General features: G+C 68.7%; 22 protein-coding genes and 1 riboswitch. Of the genes, 11 read left to right on the forward strand and 11 right to left on the reverse strand.

The genetic code is table 11. The annotated features are described in order from the left end of the window. Window positions 1–4: 4 nt before the first annotated feature. From minD to MQC88_RS04160, 8 genes are all read left to right on the forward strand, one after another. On the forward strand, window positions 5–814 hold the full coding sequence (minD, locus tag MQC88_RS04125) for a septum site-determining protein MinD (protein ID WP_243319339.1): 810 nt from the start codon (window positions 5–7) through the stop codon (window positions 812–814). Window positions 815–817: 3 nt separating this feature from the next. Further along, on the forward strand, window positions 818–1,081 hold the full coding sequence (gene minE / locus MQC88_RS04130) for a cell division topological specificity factor MinE (protein ID WP_243319340.1): 264 nt from the start codon (window positions 818–820) through the stop codon (window positions 1,079–1,081). A gap of 47 nt (window positions 1,082–1,128) precedes the next feature. After that, window positions 1,129–1,692, forward strand: coding sequence for a hypothetical protein (locus MQC88_RS04135; protein ID WP_243319341.1), 564 nt, complete (start codon window positions 1,129–1,131; stop codon window positions 1,690–1,692). Between the two features lie 116 nt (window positions 1,693–1,808). After that, on the forward strand, window positions 1,809–3,845 hold the full coding sequence (locus MQC88_RS04140; protein WP_243319342.1) for a M2 family metallopeptidase: 2,037 nt from the start codon (window positions 1,809–1,811) through the stop codon (window positions 3,843–3,845). Window positions 3,846–3,977: 132 nt separating this feature from the next. Continuing rightward, a complete protein-coding gene (locus MQC88_RS04145) occupies window positions 3,978–4,280 on the forward strand; it encodes a carboxypeptidase-like regulatory domain-containing protein (protein WP_243319343.1) in 303 nt (100 codons plus the stop codon). Between the two features lie 125 nt (window positions 4,281–4,405). Next, window positions 4,406–4,711 (forward strand): carboxypeptidase-like regulatory domain-containing protein, encoded by a 306-nt coding sequence (locus tag MQC88_RS04150; RefSeq protein ID WP_243319344.1) that lies wholly within the window; start codon window positions 4,406–4,408, stop codon window positions 4,709–4,711. A 168-nt stretch (window positions 4,712–4,879) separates the two neighbouring features. Beyond that, a complete protein-coding gene (locus MQC88_RS04155; protein ID WP_243319345.1) occupies window positions 4,880–5,965 on the forward strand; it encodes an aromatic ring-hydroxylating oxygenase subunit alpha in 1,086 nt (361 codons plus the stop codon). 66 nt (window positions 5,966–6,031) lie between these two features. Continuing rightward, window positions 6,032–7,303 (forward strand): amino acid permease, encoded by a 1,272-nt coding sequence (locus MQC88_RS04160; RefSeq protein ID WP_243319346.1) that lies wholly within the window; start codon window positions 6,032–6,034, stop codon window positions 7,301–7,303. Window positions 7,304–7,312: 9 nt separating this feature from the next. Here the strand turns inward: MQC88_RS04160 and MQC88_RS04165 are convergent, their stop codons facing one another. Both MQC88_RS04165 and MQC88_RS04170 read right to left on the reverse strand, forming a co-directional pair. After that, window positions 7,313–8,569 carry a multidrug effflux MFS transporter gene (locus MQC88_RS04165; RefSeq protein WP_243319347.1) on the reverse strand — a complete coding sequence of 419 codons (1,257 nt, stop codon included), beginning with the start codon at window positions 8,567–8,569 and terminating at the stop codon, window positions 7,313–7,315. After that, window positions 8,569–9,006, reverse strand: a complete 438-nt coding sequence (locus MQC88_RS04170; protein WP_243319348.1) for a VOC family protein — start codon at window positions 9,004–9,006, stop codon at window positions 8,569–8,571. Before MQC88_RS04170 ends, MQC88_RS04165 begins: the two co-directional genes overlap by 1 nt. Before the next feature lie 341 nt (window positions 9,007–9,347). After that, a riboswitch (glycine riboswitch) is annotated at window positions 9,348–9,480 on the forward strand. 50 nt (window positions 9,481–9,530) lie between these two features. On the opposite strand from MQC88_RS04170, the gene gcvP reads away from it, so the two are divergent. Beyond that, entirely contained in the window at window positions 9,531–12,479 is a 2,949-nt protein-coding gene (gcvP, locus tag MQC88_RS04175) for an aminomethyl-transferring glycine dehydrogenase (RefSeq protein ID WP_243319349.1), read from the forward strand. A 112-nt stretch (window positions 12,480–12,591) separates the two neighbouring features. Here the strand turns inward: gcvP and MQC88_RS04180 are convergent, their stop codons facing one another. Both MQC88_RS04180 and MQC88_RS04185 read right to left on the reverse strand, forming a co-directional pair. Further along, window positions 12,592–12,855, reverse strand: coding sequence for a hypothetical protein (locus tag MQC88_RS04180; RefSeq protein WP_243319350.1), 264 nt, complete (start codon window positions 12,853–12,855; stop codon window positions 12,592–12,594). Between the two features lie 11 nt (window positions 12,856–12,866). After that, window positions 12,867–13,421, reverse strand: a complete 555-nt coding sequence (locus MQC88_RS04185; protein WP_243319351.1) for a DUF4136 domain-containing protein — start codon at window positions 13,419–13,421, stop codon at window positions 12,867–12,869. 244 nt (window positions 13,422–13,665) lie between these two features. Between MQC88_RS04185 and MQC88_RS04190 the strand changes: the two genes are divergently transcribed. After that, complete coding sequence (locus tag MQC88_RS04190) at window positions 13,666–14,115, forward strand: PA2171 family ribosome-binding persister protein (RefSeq protein ID WP_243319352.1); 450 nt, start codon at window positions 13,666–13,668, stop codon at window positions 14,113–14,115. 13 nt (window positions 14,116–14,128) lie between these two features. Continuing rightward, entirely contained in the window at window positions 14,129–14,677 is a 549-nt protein-coding gene (locus MQC88_RS04195) for a cysteine hydrolase family protein (protein WP_243319353.1), read from the forward strand. Window positions 14,678–14,779: 102 nt separating this feature from the next. Here the strand turns inward: MQC88_RS04195 and MQC88_RS04200 are convergent, their stop codons facing one another. The 7 genes from MQC88_RS04200 to hflX form a co-directional block, all read right to left on the reverse strand. After that, entirely contained in the window at window positions 14,780–15,241 is a 462-nt protein-coding gene (locus MQC88_RS04200; RefSeq protein WP_243319354.1) for a glycine zipper domain-containing protein, read from the reverse strand. A 198-nt stretch (window positions 15,242–15,439) separates the two neighbouring features. Then, window positions 15,440–16,963 (reverse strand): sensor histidine kinase, encoded by a 1,524-nt coding sequence (locus MQC88_RS04205; RefSeq protein WP_243319355.1) that lies wholly within the window; start codon window positions 16,961–16,963, stop codon window positions 15,440–15,442. 177 nt (window positions 16,964–17,140) lie between these two features. Next, window positions 17,141–18,433 (reverse strand): adenylosuccinate synthase, encoded by a 1,293-nt coding sequence (locus tag MQC88_RS04210; RefSeq protein WP_243319356.1) that lies wholly within the window; start codon window positions 18,431–18,433, stop codon window positions 17,141–17,143. A gap of 243 nt (window positions 18,434–18,676) precedes the next feature. Then, window positions 18,677–18,865, reverse strand: coding sequence for a DUF2065 domain-containing protein (locus MQC88_RS04215; RefSeq protein ID WP_243319357.1), 189 nt, complete (start codon window positions 18,863–18,865; stop codon window positions 18,677–18,679). A gap of 59 nt (window positions 18,866–18,924) precedes the next feature. Then, complete coding sequence (gene hflC, locus MQC88_RS04220) at window positions 18,925–19,788, reverse strand: protease modulator HflC (RefSeq protein ID WP_243319358.1); 864 nt, start codon at window positions 19,786–19,788, stop codon at window positions 18,925–18,927. Then, on the reverse strand, window positions 19,785–20,876 hold the full coding sequence (gene hflK / locus MQC88_RS04225; RefSeq protein WP_243319359.1) for an FtsH protease activity modulator HflK: 1,092 nt from the start codon (window positions 20,874–20,876) through the stop codon (window positions 19,785–19,787). Before hflK ends, hflC begins: the two co-directional genes overlap by 4 nt. A 158-nt stretch (window positions 20,877–21,034) precedes the next feature. Continuing rightward, a complete protein-coding gene (gene hflX / locus MQC88_RS04230; protein ID WP_243319360.1) occupies window positions 21,035–22,354 on the reverse strand; it encodes a ribosome rescue GTPase HflX in 1,320 nt (439 codons plus the stop codon). Window positions 22,355–22,418: the final 64 nt, after the last annotated feature.

Raw genomic sequence — 22,418 nt, forward strand, 5'->3', positions numbered from 1 at the left:
TGTTTTGGCAGAAATCATCGTAGTCACCTCCGGCAAGGGCGGCGTCGGCAAGACCACCACCAGCGCCAGCCTCGCCTGCGGCCTCGCCCGCCATGGCAAGAAGGTGGCCGTGATCGATTTCGACGTGGGCCTGCGCAACCTCGACCTGATCATGGGCTGCGAGCGCCGGGTGGTATACGACTTCGTCAACGTGATCCACGGCGAGGCTTCGCTGAAGCAGGCGCTGATCAAGGACAAGCGCTTCGACAACCTGTTCGTGCTGGCCGCCTCGCAGACCCGCGACAAGGACGCCCTGACCACCGAAGGCGTGCAGAAGGTGCTCGACGACCTCGCCGCCGACGGTTTCGACTACATCGTCTGCGACTCGCCGGCCGGGATCGAGAAAGGCGCTTTCCTGGCGATGTACTTCGCCGACCAGGCGGTGGTCGTGGTCAACCCGGAAGTCTCGTCGGTGCGCGACTCCGACCGCATCCTCGGCCTGCTCGCGTCCAAGACCCGCCGCGCCGAGGCCGGCGAGCGGGTCAAGGAACACCTGCTGCTGACCCGCTACAGCCCAACGCGCGTGGAGACCGGCGAGATGCTCTCCATCGGCGACGTCGAGGAAGTGCTCGGCCTGAAGACCATCGGCGTCATCCCGGAATCCGGCGACGTGCTCAACGCCTCCAACAAGGGAGAACCCGTGATCCTGGACATGGAATCGCCGGCCGGCCAGGCCTACGACGACGCGGTCGCGCGCCTGATGGGCGAGGAGCGCCCCATGCGCTTCACCCAATCGGAGAAGAAGGGCTTCTTCAGCAAGCTCTTCGGGGGTTGAGGCATGGGCATGTTCGATTTCCTCAAGGCGAAGAAGAACACCGCCTCGATCGCGAAGGATCGCCTGCGCATCATCATCGCGCAGGAGCGCAGCACCCACGGCGGCCCGGATTACCTGCCGCTGCTGCGCCGCGAACTGCTCGAGGTGATCCGCAAGTACGTCAACGTCGATGTCGACGCGGTCAAGGTCGACCTGGTCAAGGACGGCGAACACGACGTGCTCGACATCTCGGTGTCCTTGCCCGAAGGCCGCGCCGCGACCGCCTGAGCGTTCCCCGTCTTTTGTAGGAGCGGCTTCAGCCGCGAGCTTTTTGCATGACCAAGGAAAAGCTCGCGGCTAAAGCCGCTCCCACAACGGCCCCTCACACAGGCGCTCCTGCAACTGCAGGCGCCGTCCTACTGCTGCGCGACATCGCCTTCGCCGATGCCGCCGCCCTGCTCGCCCGCTACGGCCTTCGGCTCGCGCATGCCGCCGACGGCGCCCCGATCCCCGGCAGCTACTGGGGCGAGCCGGAGGCCGGGATCGTCGGCAACGTCGTGCACGCGCGCGGCGACACGCCCGTGCACTCGCTGCTGCACGAAGCCGCGCACCTGATCGTGCTCCCGCCAGAACGCCGCGCCGCGGTGCACACCGACGCCACCGATTCGATCGAGGAAGAAGACGCCGTGCTGGTGCTGCAGGCCCTGCTCGCCGACGAAATCCCCGGCGCCGGTCGCAACCGCATCCTCGAGGACATGGACGCGTGGGGCTACACCTTCCGCCTTGGCTCGGCCCGCGCCTACTTCGAGCACGATGCCGATGGCGCGTGGGCATGGTTGGCGGGGCGCGGCCTGGTCGATGATCGACGCCGGTTGCGTCCGCCCAAGGCCCAGCGCTGAACGCACCGGCCATCGACGCCGCGGCATGGATCGTGCTTGCGTCATCGCGGGCGCGGCACTAGCCTGCCGGTTCCGCCGCCCGCTGCGTCGTCGCGGCCACCGCAGAGGATCGCCACATGAAGCACTGGCCCGTGAAGTCCCGCCGCGCCCCGATGCTCGCCAGCACGCTCGCGCTGGCGATCGTCGCCACGTTGTCGTTCACCGCCTGCAAGCGCACGCCCTCGCCGGCCGGCGAGGCGCCCTCGGCGGCCGCCAGCACCGCGCCGGCCAACGAGACCGCGGACCAGTTCATCGCCCGGGTCAACCAGGAGATGCGCGACACCTACGCCGAGCTCAGCGCGGCGCAATGGATCTCCTCGACCTACATCAACGACGACAGCGAACTGCTGGCAGCCAAGGCCAACGAACGCTGGCTGACCCAGCTCAACGGCTGGATCGAGCAGGCACGCAGGTTCGAGGGCCAGTCGATGTCGCCCGAGACCGCGCGCTCGATCATGCTGCTGAAGCTGATGACGGCGATGCCGGCGCCGCGCGATCCGGCCAAGCTGGCCGAGCTCACCCGCATCGCCACCAGGATGGAAGGCATGTACGGCTCGGGTGAGTACTGCACCGGCGAGGGCGCCGCGAAGGAGTGCCGCCAGCTCGGCGAACTCGAGGACGTGCTGCGCAGCAGCCGCGATTACGCCACCCAGCTCGACGCCTGGCGCGGCTGGCACACCATCGCCCAGCCAATGCGCAAGGACTACACCCGCTTCGTCGAGCTGGTGAACGAAGGCGCCAAGGACATGGGCTTCGCCGATGCCGGAGAGGTGTGGCGCTCGGGCTATGACATGCCGCCGGCGCAGATCGCCGCCGAAACCGACCGCCTCTGGGGCCAGGTCAAGCCGCTGTACGAGCAGCTGCATTGCTACGCGCGCACCCGGCTCGACGCGAAATACGGCAAGGACCAGGGCGAAGTCGGCGGCGGAATGCTCCCCGCGCACCTGATGGGCAACATGTGGCAGCAGGACTGGAGCAACCTGTGGGACCTGCTGCAGCCGTACCAGAACGCAGGCAGCCTGGACATCACCGGCGCGCTGCAGCAGCAGTATCGCCAGGACTATACCGACGAACTGGCCAGGCACGCCGGCATCCCCGACACCGACGACCTCGTCGAGATCGAACGCAGCGCGCAACTGGACAGCGCCCGGCAGATGGCGACCCGTGCGCAGGACTTCTACGCGTCGCTGGGCATGCAGAAGCTGCCGGACAGCTACTGGGAGAAGACCCAGTTCATCAAGCCCCGGGACCGCGACGTGGTCTGCCACGCCAGCGCATGGGACATGAACATGGCCGGCGACGTGCGCACCAAGATGTGCATGAAGCCCAACGAGGAAGACTTCACCACCATCTACCACGAGCTGGGCCACGTCTATTACTACCTGGCCTACAACAAGCTGCCGCCGATCTTCCAGGCCGGCGCGCACGACGGCTTCCACGAGGCGATCGGCGACACCATCGTGCTGGCCATGACGCCCGACTACCTGCGCTCGATCGGCCTGGTCGGCGAACAGCAGCAGTCGCACGAAGCCCTGATCAACGCGCAGATGCGGATGGCGCTGGCCAAGGTGGCGTTCCTGCCGTTCGGGCTGATGATCGACCGCTGGCGCTGGGGCGTGTTCGATGGCTCGATCAAGCCGGACCAGTACAACAAGGCGTGGTGGGACCTTAAGGCCAAGTACCAGGGCGTGGCCCCGGTGCAGTCGCGCGGCGAGGAATTCTTCGACCCGGGCGCCAAGTACCACGTACCGGGCAACACGCCCTACACCCGCTATTTCCTGGCGGACATCCTGCAGTTCCAGTTCTACAAGGCACTGTGCGACGCGGCCGGTTACAAGGGACCGTTGTACGAGTGCAGCTTCTACGGCAACAAGGCCGCCGGCGAGAAGTACCTGGCGATGCTGGAGAAGGGGGCCAGCCAGCCATGGCAGCAGACGCTGAAGGAGCTTACCGGGGGCGAGCAGATGGACGCCTCGGCGGTGCTGGAATACTTTGCCCCGCTGCAGGAATGGCTGGAACAGCAGAACGAGGGACGCAGCTGCGGATGGACCGGGACGCCGGTCAACCTCCCGCCGGCCGCAACCCCGGACAAACCCGTTCCCGGAAAGGCCTGAGCCGCGCCAGGAGCGCGCCGTTCCGGCCGGTGGCGATCGCATGACCGCCCGCTAAAGGCGTTCGCCGTGCCGCGGCGCGGGTGGCGGTGGCGGCGATATAGTGGCTGCATCTCCAGTACTCCGGTGCATGCCATGAACACGAAATCCCGTGCCCTCGCCATTGCCGCGAGCCTGCTGCTCGGCGCCACCGCCGTTGCCCAGGCCCAGTCCTCTTCCGGCCACATCGCCGGTTCTGCCGTCGCCGGCGAAACCATCGTCGTTGATGGCGTCGGCAACGGATTCCACCGCGAACTCAAGATCGACAAGGACGGCAAATACGCGATTCGTCGCGTCCCCGTCGGTATCTACGTGGTCACCCGGAACGCGGCCGACGGCAGCGCGGGCACCCCGCAGCGGGTCGAAGTCCACGTGGGAGTCACCGCACGGGTCAAATAGGCGGCGCGATCCCGCTCCCCCCGAGGCCGGCGCAAGCCGGCCTTTTCGTTGCCGGGACAAAAGTCACTTGCGGGAGGTTTCGAAGCCCGCCAACCTCGCCCTCCCCTGGAATGGAAGGTCACGCAATGCTCCCTGGCAAGCCGAAATCCGTGCTCCTTGGCCTTGCCCTCGGGCTTGGCCTGCTGTCCACCGCGCAGGCGCAATCGAGCTCCGGCAACATTGTCGGCACCGCGGTTGCCGGCGAAACGATCGTCGTCCGCGGCGATGACACCGGGTTCCATCGCGAAGTGAAGATCAACGAGGATGGAAAATTCACCATCCGCCGCATCCCGACCGGAACCTACACGGTGGTCAGGCTCCGCGCGGACGGTACCGCCGGCACGGCGCAGACCTTGGTCGTGCAGATTGGCAGCACGGCACGCGTGCAATAGCGCCATAGATCTGGCGGCAATCAGGCATCGGCAGAAACCATGCCTGCAACACGCTGTCCGTATCGCGCCGACCCCGGCGGGCCAGGCGACGGGCTGGCGGGCGATCCGCCGCGGAAGCCGATGCCGGACCGGCCTTCCTTCGGGCACCAGGCAGTCCATACTCCGTCCATGGACGACCTCGCGCCGCAGCCGCCGGAAACCGCCACCGCACTGCCCGCGCGGTTCTACACCGAACCGGCGATGGCCGGCATCGACCGCCATGCGATTTTCGACCGTGCCTGGCAACTGGTCGCGCACGCCTCGCAGCTGCGCGACGCCGGCGACCACGTGGTGGCCGACCTCGCGGGCTTGCCGGTGATCGCGGTGCGCGGCACCGATGGCGGAATCCGGGTGATGCACAACGTCTGCCGCCACCGCGCCGGACCGATCGCGCAGTGCGACGGCCAAGGTGCGAAAGCATTGCGCTGCCGCTACCACGGCTGGACCTACACCCTGGAAGGCCAGCTGCGCTCGGCGCCGGAAATGAAGGACGCGGCCGGCTTCGACGTCGCCGACGTGCGCCTGCCGCAACTCGCGGTAAGGGTCTGGCAGGGCCTGGTGTTCGCCGCGGTGGACGAAGCCCATGCGCCCGACTTCGAGGCCTTCGTCGCCGGCATCGGCGCGCGGCTTGGGGCCGATCGCGGGCTCGACCACTACGGCGGGCACCATCGCGTCGCCTACGACATCGGCTGCAACTGGAAGGTCTACGTCGACAACTATCTCGAGGGTTACCACGTCCCGTTCGTGCATCCCGGGCTGAACCGCCTGCTCGACTACCGCAGCTACCGCACCGAGTTGTCGCGCTGGCACTGCCTGCAGTGGAGCCCGCTGGTCGTGCCAGACAACGGCAGCGCCCCCGGCCTGTACGGCAACGGCGACGCGCTGTACTACTGGCTCTGGCCCAACACCATGCTCAACATCCTGCCCGGCCGGCTGCAGACCAACATCGTGGTGCCGCTGGGCGTGGACCGCTGCCGGGTGGTGTTCGACAGCTATTACGCCGACGCCGCGGACGGCGCCAGGCGCGAGGCGGACCTCGCCTTCAGCGACGACGTCCAGCACGAGGACATCGGCATCTGCGAGGACGTGCAACGCGGCTTCGCCTCGGGCAGCTACGTGCCGGGCCGGCTCAACCCGCTGCGCGAAACCGGCGTCCACCTGTTCCACGAAATACTGCGCGCCGCCTATCGCATGGCCGCAGCCGGGCGCGCGTGACGTCTTTGCCGGAAACCGGGGGATCTCCGCATGCCTGAGCTGCCGCACCAGCCCCCGGCCAGCACCATGCCCCACCCCCGCCCATTCGGCCTCTGGTCCGCCACCGCGCTGGTGGTTGGCTGCATCATCGGCAGCGGCGTGTTCCTGTTGCCGGCAGCGATGGCGCAATACGGTGGCGTCAGCCTGGGCGGCTGGGCGATCACCCTGGCGGGTGCACTGGCACTGGCCTGGACGTTCGCCCGGCTGGCGATGCGCTGGCCACAGACCGGCGGCCCCTACGTGTTCGCGCGCAATGCCTTCGGCGAGTTGCCGGGTTTCGTGGTGGCCTGGAGCTACTGGGTTTCCAACTGGTGCGGGATCGCCGCGCTCGCCGTGGCCTTCGCTGGCAGCGTCGGCGCGCTGTGGCCGGCGACGATCGCCACTCCGCTGCGCTCGGCCATGCTCGCGCTCGGCGCGCTGTGGCTGTGCGCCGGCATCAACCTCTTGGGCATGCGCGAGGCAGGCCGGGCGCAATTGCTGCTCACCGTGCTGAAGTTCGTCCCGCTGCTGCTGTTCGCCGGCGTCGCGGTCTGGTACGTCGATCCCGTGCGCTTCGTGCCGTTCAACCCGAGCGGCGAATCCATGCCGTCGGCAGTGAACGCCACCGTGGCGCTGGCCCTGTGGGCGCTGCTCGGCCTCGAGGCCGCAACCGTGCCTGCCGGCGCGATCGCGGACGCCGAACGCACGATCCCGCGCGCCACCCTGCTCGGCACGTTGCTGGCGGGCATCGCCACCGTGCTGGCAGTGACCGCGGTGATCGGCATCGTCCCCGCAGCGCAGCTCGAGGCGTCGACCGCGCCGATGGCGGATGCCGCGAGCCTGTTGTGGGGGCCCTGGGCCGGCGCCGGCATCGCCCTGGTCGCCGCGGTGTCCTGCCTCGGCGCGCTCAATGGCTGGTTGCTCATCACCGCGCAGATCCCCTTCGCCGCCGCACGCGACGGGCTGATGCCGAAACCCTTCGCCCGGCTCGACAAGGGCGGTACGCCGGTATTCGGCGTCGTGGTCGGCGCGTCGCTGGCATCGCTGCTGGTCGCGGCCAACTTCAGCCGTTCGCTGGTCCAGCTGTTCACGTTCTCGATCCTGCTGGCGACCGCCGGGACGCTGTTGCCGTATTGCGTCGGTACCGCCGCGTGGCTGGCCAAGGGCGGGGGCAAGGGCCGGTCGGTCGCCGCGTTCGCGCTGGCGTACAGCCTGTATGCGCTGGTCGGCATCGGCCTCGAGGCACAGGCCTGGGGGGCGGTGCTGCTGCTGGCAGGTTTGCCCGTGTACCTGTGGATGCGGCGCTTCGCCAGTCGCTAACGTCCGGGCTCACATCCGCTCGGTAGGTTCCAGCGCGGCGGCGTATTCGGGATCGCCCGGCGGCATGCGCGCGCCGACCTGGATTTCCCAGCGCCAGACCGCCCATCCCAGCAACGTGAACACCGCCGCCCCCAGCGCCAGCGGCATGCCGCCGTGGCTGAGCAGCGGCGACAGCACGCCGGCGATCAGCGCATTGGCGACCAGCCCGGTGAAGGCCTGCAACGAGGACGCGCTGCCGCGCTGGCGTGGGTACATGTCGAGGATCGCCAGCGTCAGGATCGGGAACACCAGCGCGATCCCGAACGCATTGAGCATCATCGGCAACACCGCCAGCGGCACCGACGGTTCCACCACGGCCATGTTGTAACCGAGGTTGCAGAGCGTCGCGACGCCGCAGCAGGCGAATCCGATGCGCGTCTGCACCAGCCCGCTGACCTTGCCGGCGATGCGCCCGGAGACGAAGGCGCCCAGCGTCATGCCGCCGATCATCGGCACGAAGAACCAGCCGAAGCCGCGCTCGTCCAGGCCCATCAGGTCGAGCACGAACGCCGGCGCCGAGGCGATGTACAGGAACAGCGCGCCGAAGTTGAAGGTGCCGGCCGCGGCCAGCCGCTGGAAGCGCGGGTTGACGAAGATCGCCAGGTAATCGCGCAGCAGCAGGCGCGGCTTCGGCGCGAGCCGGTCCGCGGGCGGATGCGTTTCCGGCAGTCCCAGCCAGGTGGCCAGCAGCAGCGCCAGCGAAAACGCCACCAGGAACCAGAAGATCATCGGCCAGCGGCTCCAGCCCAGCACCCAGCCGCCGATCATCGGCGCGATCGCGGGTGCGATGCCGAAGATCATCGACACCTGGCTCATCAGCCGCTGCGCGTCGTCGCCGTGCAGCACGTCGCGGATCACCGCGCGGCCGACGATGATGCCGACGCCCGCCGACAACCCCTGCAGCGCGCGAAACGCCAGCAGCATCTGGAAACTGGTGGCCAGCGCGCAGCCTGCCGACGCCAGCGCGAACACCGCCAGCCCCCCCATGATCACCCGCCGCCGCCCGATCGCATCCGACAACGGCCCGTGCACCACGCTCATCAGCGCATAGGCGACCAGGTACACGCTGATCGTCTGCTGCATCGCCAGTTTGTCGGCGCCCAGCTGCGCGCCGATCTGCGGGAAGGCCGGGAAGATCGTGTCGATCGAGAATGGCCCGAACATCGCCAGGCCACCGAGCAGGATCGCCAGGCGGCGGATCGACAACGGCGCCGTTGCCCTGGGCATCAGGTGGCGGCCATGTCCGGGGGATCGGGCGGCCCCTTCAACTCGACCAGATTGCCCTCCGGGTCGAACAGGTACTGCGACGGCCCCTCGCCGTCGGCGCCGTAGCGCGAGCCGAAGTCGCCGATGCGCGCGCCGTGCATGCGCAGGTGTGCGGCGATCGCCGCGCGGTCGAACGGATCCACGCGCAGGCACAGGTGGTCCATGTTGCGGCCCTCCGGCCCGGGTGCCGCACCCCCCAACCGACCGAGGGTTCCTTCCACGTCGACCAGGTCGATGAGCGAAGCCCCCGCGCGCAGTTGCACCAGTCCGATCGCGTCCTGCCGGCGCTCGACCCGGCAGCCCAGGACATTGCAGTAGAAGGCCTGCATCGCCGCGAGGTCCCGGACCCGCAGGACGACATGGTCGATCTGCCGGAGCTGGAAGGGAGGGCGATCCATCGACCGCCATGTTAAGCCGAATGCTTCGCGCGCCCCGCAAAGACCGGCATCCGGCGTGTCCGGGCCGCGGAACGGCTCGAGAGGCCGCCCCAGACGCCTCGCGCCCCGGCCCGATACTCCGATCAACCGGCGCCCCGCTTCACGCCCGGTCCCCAGCGACGGCCATGTGCAGGGGCGGCTACCCGGCCGATGCCCGGAACCGGCCGTTCCCCCCAGGCGCGCGGGGCGCGGCAGCATGCCGCGGGTATAATTCGCCCGCAGCACGCGGTGGGAGAAGCGGGGGCATCCCCGCTGCCGAAGGCGCAAACGCCCGTAATCGCTCAGGCCCCACGACCGCCGCGTGCACACACTCTGGAGAGACCGGACCGCCGATTGGCGGGATCCGGCGCCGAAGGGGCAAGAAGCGTGCGCCGGGGCCTTCCCTCCCCACCCGGCCGCTTCCAAACTCTCAGGCAAAAGGACAGAGGGGCGCCGGTTTCCAACGCTCACGCCCCGCCGCGCCCGCGGCCCCAGAGACGCCCGACATGACCCAGCCCGCTTCGTCCAGCGCCCCCAGCCTGCTTTCGCTGGAAGACCACGACGCCTTCATCGCGCGCCACATCGGCCCCAATGACGCCGAGATCGCGCGGATGCTCGCCGCGATCGGCCACGACTCGCTGGACGCGATGACCGATGCCATCGTCCCGGCGTCGATCAAGTCCGCGGCAAAGCTGGCGTTGCCGTCGCCGATGAGCGAAGTCGAGGCGCTGGCGAAGATCCGCGCGATCGCCGACCGCAACCAGGTGTTCCGCAGTTTCATCGGCCAGGGCTATTACGGCACCCACGTGCCCAACGTCATCCTGCGCAACATCCTCGAGAACCCGGCGTGGTACACGGCGTACACGCCGTACCAGGCGGAGATCTCGCAGGGGCGCATGGAAGCGCTGATCAACTTCCAGACCATGTGCGCCGACCTCACCGGCATGGAAATCGCCAGCGCCTCGCTGCTCGACGAGGCGACCGCCGCGGCCGAGGCGATGACCCTGGCCAGGCGCTCCGCGAAGTCCAGGTCGAACGTGTTCCTGGTCGCCGGCGACACCCACCCGCAGACCCTCGAAGTGCTGGCCACCCGCGCCGAGCCGCTCGGCTTCACCGTCAACGTGGTGCGTTCGACCGACGCCTTCCACGCCGCGCTCGCCGCCGGCGACTATTTCGGCGTGCTGGTGCAGTACCCGGCGTCCAGCGGCTGGATCGCCGACTGGACCCGCGATGCCGAAGCCATCCATGCGCACGGCGCGCTGTTCGTGGTCGCCACCGACCTGCTCGCGCTGGCGCTGCTCAAGCCGCCGGGCGAGATGGGCGCCGACATCGTGGTCGGCAACACCCAGCGTTTCGGCGTGCCGTTCGGCTTCGGCGGCCCGCATGCCGGCTTCATGGCCTGCCGCGACGCCTACAAGCGCTCGATGCCCGGTCGCCTCATCGGCGTGTCGATCGACGCCGAAGGCAAGCCCGCCTACCGCCTGACCCTGCAGACCCGCGAGCAGCACATCCGCCGCGAGAAGGCCACCTCCAACATCTGCACCGCGCAGGTGCTGCTGGCGGTGATGGCGTCGATGTACGCCGTCTACCACGGCCCCGAAGGCATCACCCGCATCGCCCGGCGGGTCGAGCGCTACACCGCGATCCTGGCCGCCGGCCTGCGCCAGCTCGGCCATGCGGTGGTCCACGACAGCGCGTTCGACACCCTGTGCATCGACCCGGGCGACCACAGCGACGCGATCCTGGCGCGCGCGCAACGGTTGCGCGCCAACCTGCGGGTGCGCGGCAACGGCACGTTGTGCATCTCGCTGGATGAAACCACCACCCGCGACGACCTGATCCTGCTGTGGCGCGTGTTCGGCGCCGACGATGCCCGGCTGCCCTCGATCGAGGCGCTGGATGCCGGCGCGCCGTCGCTGGTCCCGGACGCGCTGCGCCGCACCAGCGGCTTCCTCGCCCATCCGGTGTTCAACACCCACCACAGCGAGCACGAACTGCTGCGCTACATGCGTGCGCTTGCCGACAAGGACCTGGCGATGGATCGCACCATGATCCCGCTGGGTTCGTGCACGATGAAGCTCAACGCCACCGCCGAGATGATCCCGGTCACGTGGCCGGAGTTCGGCAACATCCATCCGATGGCCCCGGCCGAGCAGGCGCAGGGCTACAAGGACCTGATCGACGGGCTGGAAGCGATGCTGGTGGAATGCACCGGCTACGATGCGGTCAGCCTGCAGCCCAACTCCGGCGCGCAGGGCGAATACGCCGGGCTGCTGGCGATCCGCGCCTACCACCGTTCGCGCGGCGAGCCGCAGCGCGACGTCTGCCTGATCCCGGAATCCGCGCACGGCACCAACCCCGCCTCTGCGCAGTTGTGCGGCATGAGCGTGGTGGTCACCAAGTGCGATGCGAACGGCAATGTCGACGTCGCCGACATCCGCGCCAAGGCGGAAAAGTATTCCGACCGCCTCGCCGCGATCATGATGACCTACCCGTCCACCCACGGCGTGTTCGAGGAGGACGTGGTCGAGATCTGCGAGATCGTGCACGCACATGGCGGCCAGGTGTACACCGACGGCGCCAACATGAATGCCCTGGTGGGCGTCGCCAGGCCCGGCAAGTGGGGTTCGGACGTCTCGCACCTCAACCTGCACAAGACCTTCTGCATCCCGCACGGCGGCGGCGGCCCGGGCGTTGGTCCGTGCGCGGTGAAGGCGCACCTGGCGCCGTTCCTGCCCAGGGCATCGGAAGGCAGCGTGCGCACGCAGGGCGTGGGCCAGGGTGCGATGGTGTCGGCCGCGAGCTTCGGCAGCGCCTCGATCCTGCCGATCAGCTGGATGTACATCGCCATGATGGGCGATACCGGCCTGCGCAAGGCCACCCAGGTCGCGCTGCTCAACGCCAACTACATCGCGAAGAAGCTGGCGCCGCATTACGAGACGCTCTATACCGGGCGCAACGGACTGGTCGCCCACGAGTGCATCCTCGACCTGCGCCCGCTCAAGGACGCCACCGGCATCAGCGCCGAGGACGTGGCCAAGCGCCTGATCGACTTTGGCTTCCACGCGCCGACGCTGAGCTTCCCGGTCGCCGGCACGCTGATGGTCGAACCGACGGAATCCGAATCGCTGCACGAACTCGACCGCTTCTGCGACGCCATGATCCAGATCCGCGACGAGATCCGTGCGATCGAGGACGGGCGCATGGATCGCGAGGACAATCCGCTCAAGCACGCACCGCACACCGCGACCCAGGTTTCGGCCTCCGACTGGTCGCACGCCTACCCGCGGGAACTGGCCGCGTTCCCGCTGCCGACGCTGAAGCAGCAGAAGTACTGGCCGCCGGTCGCGCGCGTGGACAACGTCTACGGCGACAAGAACGTGTTCTGCAGCTGCGTGCCGATCGAGGCCTTTGCCGGCGAGATCGAGGCGTTCAGCGAGCCGAACGTGTCCTGACCGGGTCCGGCACCACCAGGAGGCCCCGCGCGTGCGGGGCCTCTTCGTTTCCGCGTCTCCGTATGGACCACTCGCGCCCGGGCGGCGATCGCCCGCGCGGGCAGCCGAACGCCTACTCGGCCGGTGGCGGCTGCAACTTCTCCCCGAGTTCCTCCAGTTCCTTGATCGCGGCCTCCAGGGCATCGTGGAACTCGCCCTGCCGCGTCATCAGGTTCTCGATGGTGCCGGCTTCCCCGAGCTTCTTCAGCTCGCCGTCGAACTTCAGCCATTGCGCCGTCAGCAACTCGACGTTGTTCTTGGAGTAGTGGCGCATCTCCTTGAGCTGCGACACCGTCTGGTTGACATGGTCCAGCGGGGTCCTGGCTTCCTCGGACATCATCTTCTCCGTTATCGCGGCGGGGCCGAACCCGGCGGGAAGCCGGCGAACATCTTCGCCACCGCGGCGTCGATGTCCGCGTTGATCCCCTGCGGGGTACCGGGAATGGTGTCCTCGGCCATGCCGCTCCACACTGCGCGCTTGCTGCGGGCGTCGAACATGTCGACCACCAGCGTGCCCACGGTGTAGCTGGTCACGCGGGTGCGCTGGTAGGCCATCGGCGGGCCCCAGGCCCACGGTCCGTACCAGCCCCAGCCGTTCCACATCGGGCCGTCGTAGAACGTGTCGAGGCGGTGTTCCTGGTGGGTGGCGACGTGCGCGGCGACCGCGACGTCGGCAGTGGCCGCGTCCACTTCGCGCCAGCCCTTGGACTGCAGTTGCTCGTCGATGCGCGAGACGATCCGCTGCATCGCCAGGGCAGTGCCGCCGCTGGGCTTTTCGCGCCAGGCATAGCTGTGGTAACGGGAGAAGTCGGCGGCCGGATCGTGGTCGGTCTGGACCGCGGGAATACTGGCGCAGCCTGCCGTCGCCAGGGCGACGATGGCGACTGGAACGAGGCGGTTCATGGGGCCTCCTGCTTTCGGGACAGGCGCCCAGCGTGTACGCGCGCAGGTGGTGGCGCGGTGAATGGGGCGGACCGGGGCTTGCCGGCAACGGGCTGGCGCCGGCTCCGCTCGGCCGGCACCGCCACGGGAGCTACATCCACGCACCGGATCCCGTTGCGGGCGACGCACCGTCCGCATGGACATGTTCACGTTGCTTTGCGAAGCGTGACGCGAGGATTCGGCACTCCCCCCATGGAGATTCCCGATGGATGCAATCGCATTGCTGAAGCAGGACCACAAGACGGTCAAGGCGCTGCTCACCGAACTGGCCGATACCACCAACCGCGCCCTCAAGACCCGTACCGAGCTGCTGCAGAAGATCGCCACCGAGATCAGGGTGCACACCACGATCGAGGAGGAAATTTTCTATCCGGCATTCAAGGCCGCCAGCGACAAGGCCGACGACGGCAAGATGTTCTTCGAGGCGTTGGAGGAACACCGCGCCGCCGGTGACCTGGTGCTGCCCGACCTGCTGGACACCGACGTGCAGTCCGACCAGTTCGGGGGCAGGGCGAAGGTGCTGAAGGAACTTGTCGAGCATCACGCCGACGAGGAGGAAAAGGAAATGTTCCCGCGCGCACGCGAGCTCATGGACAAGGCGCAACTGCAGCAGCTCGGCGAGCGCATGGCGCAACGCAAGGCCGAACTGGGTTGACGCGGCGTCGCCCATGCCCAGGCGCCGCAAGCCCGATAGCGCACTGATCATCATCGACATGATCAATGCGCTGGATTTTCCCGGCGGTGCCGGCCTGCTGCGCCAGGCGCTGCCGGCCGCCCGCCGCATCGCCCGCCTCAAGCGCCGCCTCAAGGCAAAGGCCATCCCCGCGATCTACGTCAACGACAACTTCACCCAATGGCGCGAGGACTTCGGCCAGCTCGTCGCAATCTGTTCGCAGGACAACGTCCTGGGCGCGCCGCTGGCACGCACGTTGCCACCCGAGGAAGACGACTACGCGATCCTCAAGCCGCAGCATTCGGCGTTCTACAACACGCCGCTGGAGGTGCTGTTGCGCCAGCTTGGCGTGGGCCGCGTGATCCTTACCGGCATCGCCGGCGATTCCTGCGTGCTGGCCAGCGCGTTCGACGCCAGGATGCGTGGCTTCGCTGCGGTCGTGCCGCAGGACTGCACCGCATCCAACACCGCCAGGCGCAACCGCAACGCGATCGCGGTGATGAGGACGATGGAGGTCGAGGTGACGAATTCCGCCGGGATTTGAGGTGCCCGGCCCGGTGCCGGACGGCGTTGCGGCCCGGGGTTTCCCGTCAGCGCAAGGAAAAGCCCCGCCGAAGCGGGGCTTTGCGTCATTGCATGCTGGCGATCAACGGCCGTCGCGATCGGCATCGCCCGGCATCGCACGCTCGATGTAATGCCAGCCATCGCGCACGGCGCCACGCGCTTCGTTCCAGGCCAACTGCGACCGGCCGCGGGTGGCATCCCAGTCGCGCTCCAGGTTCGATTCGATGTCGTCGAACTTTTGGCCGCGGAACTCGCCGTAACGATCGTAGCCGTACTTGTAGGCCGGCTCGTAATCATTCCAGGTGCGATTGGCGCTGTAGTACGGGGCCGTCTCGTAGGTGCTGCGGAAATGCTCGGTGTATTCGGTCGGGTTGACCGCCTCGGCGACCGCGCCGCCGGCCTTCGCGCCGACCACCGCGCCGACCACCGCGCCGACTGCCGTACCCACCGGTCCCGCGACCGAACCCACGGCCGCACCCGTGATCGCGCCCGCACCGGCGCCAGTGCCTTCACCAATGCTGTGGTCCTTCTTGATATCCGTCATTGCTGTGTCTCCGTGGTGGGGGAAATGTTCCTTGGCAGAGTCGCCACGGACCAAAGTGGACCAACGGGCATGTCAATCACGTGAAACCGCCGGCGCTGCCGGTGAACCGTTCAGCTGGCTGGCATCTTTGCCTTCGCGGCTGGTCGCGTGCGAAAACCCCTTCGCTGCACCGCAACGACGCATAGGCGCGGGGATCGGTCAGGAACCCGCTTCCGCAGGCGCGTCGACCAGCGGCAGGCGGACGATGAACTCGGCGCCCTCGCCGGGCCTTCCGGTGCTGAAAGCACTGACGTCGCCGTCGTGCAGCAGCGCCACCTGGTGTACCAGGTTGAGGCCGATGCCGAACCCGCCATGGCCCGGCGTCGCGGCCTGCTCCCCCTGCCGGAACAGTTCGAACACGCGGTTCAGCTCCTGCGGCGGGATGCCGCAACCGGTGTCGCTGACATGCAGCGCGGCCTGGTTGCCGCCCTCGCGTCGCAACGCGATCCGCACGAGCCCGCCTTCGGGAGTGAACTTGCCGGCGTTGTGCAGCAGGTTGTTGAGCACCTGGACCAGCCGCACCTTGTCGCCCAGCACCCATAGCGGCTCGGGTTCCACGTCGATCACAAGCTGCTGCCCGCGCTTGTCCAGTTCCGGCGCGCTGGCTTCCACGGACTCCTCGACCACCTGCTGCAGGCGCAGCGGCGTGCGTTCCAGGTGCACCTTGCCGCTGACGATGCGGCCGACATCGAGCAGGTCGTCGATCAGCCGTCGCAGGTGCGCGACCTGTCGCGACATCAGCGCGCGCAGGTCGCGCAACCGGGGCGGCGGCGGTTCCACCGCCTGCAGCAGGGCGGTGGCGTTGGCGATCGCGGCCAGCGGGTTGCGCAGCTCGTGGCCGAGCATCGCGATGAATTGCTGCAGGTGGCGGCCCTCGTGTTCCAGTATGTCGATGCGCCGTTGCCGCGTGAGGTCGCGCGTGACCTTGGCGAAACCCCGGTGCCGGCCATTGCCGTCGTACAGCGCGGTGATCACGACGTTGGCCCAGAAGCGGCTGCCATCCTTGCGCAGGCGCCAGCCTTCGTCCTCGAGGCGACCGTCGCGCAGGGCCAGCACCAGTTCCTGCCCCGGCCAATCGCGATCGCGCTGCTCCTGCGGATAGAACACCGAGAAATGCTGGCCGATGATTTCCTCGGCCGTGTATCCCTTGGTGATCTGCGCGCCGAGGTTCCAGCTGATGATGTGGCCTTGCGGATCGAGCATGAAGATTGCGTAGTCGCGCACGCCTTCGACCATCAGCCGGAACATCTCCTCGCTCTGGCGCAACAGCTCCTCGTGTTCGCGCCGCGCGCTGAGGTCGCGGGTGACCTTGGCGAAACCCCGGTGGCCGCCCTCGCCGTCGCGCAGCGCGGTGATCACGACATTGGCCCAGAAGCGGCTTCCGTCCTTGCGCAAGCGCCAGCCTTCGTCCTCGATCCGTCCCAGTCGCAGCGCACCCTCGAGTTCGTGTCGTGGCAAGCCGATGTCGAGCTGGTCCTGCGGATAGAACATCTCGAAGCTGTGGCCGATCACCTCGTCGGCGGCGTAGCCCGTAAGCCGCCGCGCACCGATGTTCCAGGAGCGGATCAGGCCCGCCGGGTCGAGCATGAAGATCGCGTAGTCGCTGACCGTTTCCACCATCAGCCGGTAGTCCGCATCGGCAATGGGTGCGAGCGTGGAAGGCCGGCGATCGAGCTCGTTCATTCGGGTGTGGTCTGGCGGCCGCGTGCGGTTGCCCACGCTAGCGCAAGTCAGGGGGCAAGTAACCATCCCTTCAACCGCCCCGGCCGCCGCGCGGCCCGCGGCGATCGACTCGGGGCCGAGCGGCACCGGCCTGCAACACGAAACAGCCAGTCGTGCCTCGCCTGCCGGCTGAACCGTTCAGCCCCAGGGATCGCGCAGCACGATGTTGGCGTCGCGGTCGGGACCGGTGCTGACGATCGCAAGCGGGCTGCCCGCGAGTTCTTCCAGCGCGCGCAGGTAGGCGCGCGCGGCGGGCGGCAGCTTGTCCCACTCGGTGATGCCGTGGGTGCTTTCCTGCCAGCCGGGGAACTCGAGGTACACCGGCGTGCATTCGTCCCAGCCGGCAGCGTCGAGCGGCGCGTACTCGGTGCGCTTGCCGCGGTATTCGTAGGCGATGCAGATCTTCAGCTTGTCCATGCCGTCGAGCACGTCGAGCTTGGTGATGCACAGGCCGCTGATGCCGTTGATCGCCACCGCGCGCTTGAGCGCGACGATGTCCATCCAGCCGCAGCGGCGCGGGCGGCCGGTGGTGGCGCCGTATTCGGCTCCGCGATCGCGCAGGCCCTGGCCGACGGCGTCGTCGAGCTCGGTCGGGAACGGGCCGCCGCCGACGCGGGTGGCGTAGGCCTTGGCGATGCCGAGCACGTAGTCGATCGCGTCCGCACCGACGCCGGCGCCGGCGAGCGCGCCGCCGATGGTGGTATTGGACGAGGTGACGTACGGATAGGTGCCGTGGTCGATGTCCAGCAGCGAGCCCTGCGCGCCTTCGAACAGCACCCGCTTGCCCTGCTTGCGCAGTTCGTGCAGGGTGCCGGCGACATCGGACTTCATCGGCTCGATGTATTCGCCGAAGGCCAGCGCTTCGTCCAGCGTCTGCTGGAAGTCGACCGGCTCGACCTTGAGGTACTGGGTCAGCACGAAGTTGTGGTAGTCGAGCGTGGCGCGCAGTTTCTCGGCGAGTTCCTTCGGATAGCTCAGGTCGGCCACGCGGATGCCGCGACGCGCGACCTTGTCTTCGTAGGCGGGCCCGATGCCGCGCCCGGTGGTGCCGATGGCGGCGCCGCCGGCGGCCTTCTCGCGTGCCTGGTCGAGGGCAATGTGGTACGGCATGATGATCGGCGTGGCCGGGCTGATCCTGAGCCGCGAACGCACTTCGACGCCGTTGGCCTCGAGCTCGCCGATTTCCTTCTTCAGCGCGCCGGGGTGCAACACCACGCCGTTGCCGATCAGGCACAGCGCATCGTCGCGCAGGATGCCGGACGGGATCAGGTGCAGCACGGTCTTCTTGCCGCCGATCACCAGCGTGTGGCCGGCGTTGTGGCCGCCCTGGAAGCGCACGACCGCGCCGATGTCCTGCGTCAGCAGGTCGACGATCTTGCCCTTGCCTTCATCGCCCCACTGGGCACCGAGAACGACGACTGACTGACCCATGGCACGACTCCGGCTGCATTGCACTGTGTGGGGCGGCTTCAGCCGCGAGCGCTTCCGTGCCGCCGGATGTCGGTAAAGCCCGCGGCTGGAGCCGCTCCCACACCAATGGACAGACACGGAAAAAGCCGGCGGGGCGGTCCCCGGCCGGCTTTTGCGCATTATCCGGGTTTTGGGCCGACGGGGCCAGCCGCGTCGGCAATCCCGCCGCGGCCCGCGCTGCCAGGGGGCCGCCGGGCCGGACGGCTAGGCGCCGCGGACCAGGAACAGCGCCAGCAGGCCGGCGCCCACGACGATGCCGCCGATGGCGCGGACGTGACGGTTGGGCAAGGCATGCAATTGTTCGGCGGCGCGCTTCCAGGCCGCTGGCGCCGCGAACAGGAACAGCCCTTCCAGCACCGCCACCAGGCACAACGCCGACCACAGGTCGCTCATCGGCGGCTCCGGGAGATTCGTGCCGGGACGTGATCCGGCGTGCCTGCAGCGGCCAAGGGTCAGCGGTCGCTGCGCAGGTATTGCAGGAACGGGTCGTTGCGCTCCAGCACCATCACCGCGTTGCCGTCGGCGAACGACTTGCGATACGCCTCCAGGCTGCGGTGGAAGGCGTAGAAGGCGGGGTCGCGCTCGTAGGCCCTGGCATAGATGCGGGCGGCCTCCGCGTCGCCTTCGCCGCGCAGCTTCTGCGCATCGCGCTCGGCTTCGGCGATGATCACTGCCTGCTGGCGGTCGGCTTCGGACCGGATCTTCTGCGACGCCTCGTCGCCCTCGGCGCGCAGCTTGCTGGCGACCTGCTGGCGTTGCGCGCTCATGCGCCTGTAGACGTCGCGGATCACGTCGCCGCCCTCGGGCAGGTCGATGCGCTTGATCCGCAGATCGTCGATGCGGATGCCCAGGTTGGCCGCGCCGCGGTTGATCGCCGCCAGTTGCGCATCGACGATCGCGGACCGATCGCCGGAGACCGCCTGCTTGAGCGTGCGCGCATTGATCTCGTTGCGCAGGGCGTCCTTGATGATCGGGGCCAGCCGTTGCACGGCGATCGATTCGTCGCCGCCGGTGGCGCGGTAGAACGCTCGCACGTCGTCGATGTAGCCGATGGCGAAAAAGTCGACGCTGACGTCCTTCTTCTCCGAGGTCAGGTAGCGCTCGGGCTCGGCATCGAGCACCTGCAGGCGACGGTCGAAGACGCGCACGCTTTCCACCAGCGGCACCTTGAAATGCAGGCCGGGGCCGATGTCGGTCCGCGCCAGGCGCCCGAGGTTCAGGACGATCGCGGTGTGGCCTTCGTTGACAACGTAGACCGAGCCCAGCAGCGCCAGCAGCGCGGCGACGACGACCGGGACCCAGACGGAAAACTTCATGGCATTGACTCCTCGCGGCCGTTCGGGCGCGGACTGCGCGCGGGGCGCTGGTTGCCGGCGGCATCCACCGCCGGCGCGACGACGTCGGCCGGCAGCAGCGGTGGCGCGGTGGCGGTCGACCCACCCGCACCCGACGGCATCGGCACGTAGATCAACTGCCTGCCGTCTCCGCCGACCACCTTGCGGTTCTCGGACAGGACCTGCTGCACCGTCTCCAGCCACAACCGCTTGCGGGTGACCTCGGGGGCGGCCTGGTACTGGTCCAGCAGCAGCGAGAAGCGGGTGGCGTCACCGGTGGCGCGGTCGATCGACGCCGCCTTGTAGCCCTCGGCGACGGTGCGCACGCGCGCAGCCTGGCCGCGCGCCTCGGGCACGATCTTGGCGGCGTAGGCTTCCGCCTCGCTGGTCAGCCGGTCCTTGTCCTGCTGCGCGCTGTTGACGTCGTCGAAGGCCGGCTTGACCTCTTCCGGCGGACGCGCGTTGGGCAGGTTCAACTCGGTCACCGCCAGGCCGGTCTTGTAGGCCTTGAGCGCCGCTTCCAGGCGCTGCTTGGCCGATACCGACAGCGCGGCGCGGGCACTGAGCACGGTGTCCAGGTCGGAGCGGCCGACCTGCTCGCGCACCGCGCTGAGGGTGGCCTGCTGCAACATCTGGTCGGCATCGCGGGTGCCGAACAGGTACAGCTCCGGATCGGCGACCCGGTACTGCACGTTGACCTCGACGCTGACGATGTTCTCGTCGCTGGTCAGCACCGGCAGCGTGTCGCTGAAGGTCTTGATCTGGGTCGCGTTGACCTTGAACACGCGCTCCACCGGCCACGGCCACTTGAAATGCGGCCCGGGCTGCATCACCCGCGCCATCTGACCGAAGCGCAACACCACGCCGCGCTGCTGCTCGGCCACCAGCACGAAGCAGTTGAAGGCCAGCCACAGCACCAGCGCGATCGCGATCCAGCGGCCGGCGCCGGCACCGCCGCCGAACAGGCCGCGCAGCGGCTCGAGCAGGCGTTCGACGGCGTTGCCGCCATTGCCGCGCTGGCGCGGGTTGCGGCCGTCCTTGCCGGACCCGCCGGGAATGTTCCAGGCCATGCCTGCTCCGTGGTTGAGGCGGGAAACCGGGCATCGTGCCCGACCTCCGCGTGCGGCCCGGCAATCATCCGGGCCGGTCCCGACAACCGGCATCAACGCCGGTCGCCGCGCGGTCCCTCCCTGGGCCGCAACTGGATCCCTTGGATCCCGTGATGATTCTAGGGGGGGCTACCGCCAGCCTCAAGCAAAAGCGCCCGCAGCGGCGCGCCATCGGCATGCGCGGCGATGCGCATGGCGTCGGCGTGGGCAAGGTCCAGGCTCAGCCGCCAGCCCTGTTCGTCATGGGTTTCGCCGCGCACCGCGCCGAGGGCGTGCAGGCGCGCGCGCAGGCGGCCAGCCTCCGGCGGCAGCTGCACTTCGCCATGGATGCGGCGCAGGCCCAGGCGCTGGCCCAGGGCGTTGCGCAGCACGTCGAGCCCCAACCCCTCGCGCGCGGAAATCCAGACGCGCTCGCGCACGCCGTGGCCCGGCATGCCGCCGGGCAGGTCGTGGCGCGCGCCCTCGCCGCCGTCGATCCTGTCGATCTTGTTGTAGACCAGCAATTGCGGGATCTCGCCGGCGCCGATCTCCGCCAATACCGCATCGACCTGCGCGATGCGTTCATCGCGCAGAGGATCGGCGGCGTCGATCACGTGCAGCAGCAGGTCGGCTTCGCGCGCCTCGCTGAGGGTCGAGCGGAACGCGGCCACCAGTTCGTGCGGCAGGTCGCGGACGAAGCCGACGGTGTCGGCCAGCACCACGTTGCCGGTGGGCAATGCGATCCGGCGCACGGTCGGGTCCAGGGTGGCGAACAGGCGGTCGTCGGCGTAGGCGTCGGCGCCGCTGAGGGCGTTGAACAGGGTCGACTTGCCGGCATTGGTGTAGCCGACCAGCGCGACGCGCGGCAATTCGCTGCGCACGCGCGCGCGCCGCATCTGGGTGCGCTGCACCTCGACCTTGTCGAGCCGCTTCTGCAGCTGTTCGACGCGCTTCTGCAGCAGGCGGCGGTCGGTTTCCAGCTGGGTTTCGCCGGGGCCGCGCAGGCCGATCGAACCGCCGCGCTGGCGCTCCAGGTGGGTCCAGCCGCGGACCAGGCGGGTGGCCATGTGGCTGAGCTGGGCCAGTTCGACCTGGAGCTTGCCTTCGGCGCTGCGCGCGCGTTGCGAGAAGATGTCCAGGATCAACCCGGTGCGGTCGACGACGCGACGCTCCAGTGCCTTCTCGAGGTTGCGCTCCTGGCCAGGCGACAACGCATGGTTGACCAGCACCAGGTCGGCGCCGGTGGCGTCGCAGGCGGCCCTGACCTCCTCGAGCTTGCCGCTGCCGATCAGGGTCGACGGATTCGGGCGGTCGATGCGTGCATTGACCAGCGCGGCGACGGTGGCGCCGGCCGAGCGCGCCAGGTCGGCGAACTCCTCCACCGCGCCTTCGTCCGGCGGGCCGCCGGCATGCGGCTGGATCAGCAGCGCGTTTTCACCCTTGCGGGAACGTTCGAACAAGGGCGGGAATCTCCGCTGCGGCCTGGCATCACTAGATGCGGTGCCAGGCCCGATGAATCAAGGG

The sequence above is a fragment of the Cognatiluteimonas sedimenti genome (assembly GCF_022808325.1).
GTDB lineage: Bacteria > Pseudomonadota > Gammaproteobacteria > Xanthomonadales > Xanthomonadaceae > Cognatiluteimonas > Cognatiluteimonas sedimenti.

Bases quoted from the DNA above. Each gene is read 5' to 3' on its own strand.
- minE (WP_243319340.1), top strand. From the start codon at position 818: ATGGGCATGTTCGATTTCCTCAAGGCGAAGAAGAACACCGCCTCGATC.
- MQC88_RS04135 (WP_243319341.1), top strand. From the start codon at position 1,129: ATGACCAAGGAAAAGCTCGCGGCTAAAGCCGCTCCCACAACGGCCCCT.
- MQC88_RS04140 (WP_243319342.1), top strand. From the start codon at position 1,809: ATGAAGCACTGGCCCGTGAAGTCCCGCCGCGCCCCGATGCTCGCCAGC.
- MQC88_RS04145 (WP_243319343.1), top strand. From the start codon at position 3,978: ATGAACACGAAATCCCGTGCCCTCGCCATTGCCGCGAGCCTGCTGCTC.
- MQC88_RS04150 (WP_243319344.1), top strand. From the start codon at position 4,406: ATGCTCCCTGGCAAGCCGAAATCCGTGCTCCTTGGCCTTGCCCTCGGG.
- MQC88_RS04155 (WP_243319345.1), top strand. From the start codon at position 4,880: ATGGACGACCTCGCGCCGCAGCCGCCGGAAACCGCCACCGCACTGCCC.
- MQC88_RS04160 (WP_243319346.1), top strand. From the start codon at position 6,032: ATGCCCCACCCCCGCCCATTCGGCCTCTGGTCCGCCACCGCGCTGGTG.
- MQC88_RS04165 (WP_243319347.1), bottom strand. From the start codon at position 8,569: ATGCCCAGGGCAACGGCGCCGTTGTCGATCCGCCGCCTGGCGATCCTG.
- MQC88_RS04170 (WP_243319348.1), bottom strand. From the start codon at position 9,006: ATGGATCGCCCTCCCTTCCAGCTCCGGCAGATCGACCATGTCGTCCTG.
- gcvP (WP_243319349.1), top strand. From the start codon at position 9,531: ATGACCCAGCCCGCTTCGTCCAGCGCCCCCAGCCTGCTTTCGCTGGAA.
- MQC88_RS04180 (WP_243319350.1), bottom strand. From the start codon at position 12,855: ATGTCCGAGGAAGCCAGGACCCCGCTGGACCATGTCAACCAGACGGTG.
- MQC88_RS04185 (WP_243319351.1), bottom strand. From the start codon at position 13,421: ATGAACCGCCTCGTTCCAGTCGCCATCGTCGCCCTGGCGACGGCAGGC.
- MQC88_RS04190 (WP_243319352.1), top strand. From the start codon at position 13,666: ATGGATGCAATCGCATTGCTGAAGCAGGACCACAAGACGGTCAAGGCG.
- MQC88_RS04195 (WP_243319353.1), top strand. From the start codon at position 14,129: ATGCCCAGGCGCCGCAAGCCCGATAGCGCACTGATCATCATCGACATG.
- MQC88_RS04200 (WP_243319354.1), bottom strand. From the start codon at position 15,241: ATGACGGATATCAAGAAGGACCACAGCATTGGTGAAGGCACTGGCGCC.
- MQC88_RS04205 (WP_243319355.1), bottom strand. From the start codon at position 16,963: ATGAACGAGCTCGATCGCCGGCCTTCCACGCTCGCACCCATTGCCGAT.
- MQC88_RS04210 (WP_243319356.1), bottom strand. From the start codon at position 18,433: ATGGGTCAGTCAGTCGTCGTTCTCGGTGCCCAGTGGGGCGATGAAGGC.
- MQC88_RS04215 (WP_243319357.1), bottom strand. From the start codon at position 18,865: ATGAGCGACCTGTGGTCGGCGTTGTGCCTGGTGGCGGTGCTGGAAGGG.
- hflC (WP_243319358.1), bottom strand. From the start codon at position 19,788: ATGAAGTTTTCCGTCTGGGTCCCGGTCGTCGTCGCCGCGCTGCTGGCG.
- hflK (WP_243319359.1), bottom strand. From the start codon at position 20,876: ATGGCCTGGAACATTCCCGGCGGGTCCGGCAAGGACGGCCGCAACCCG.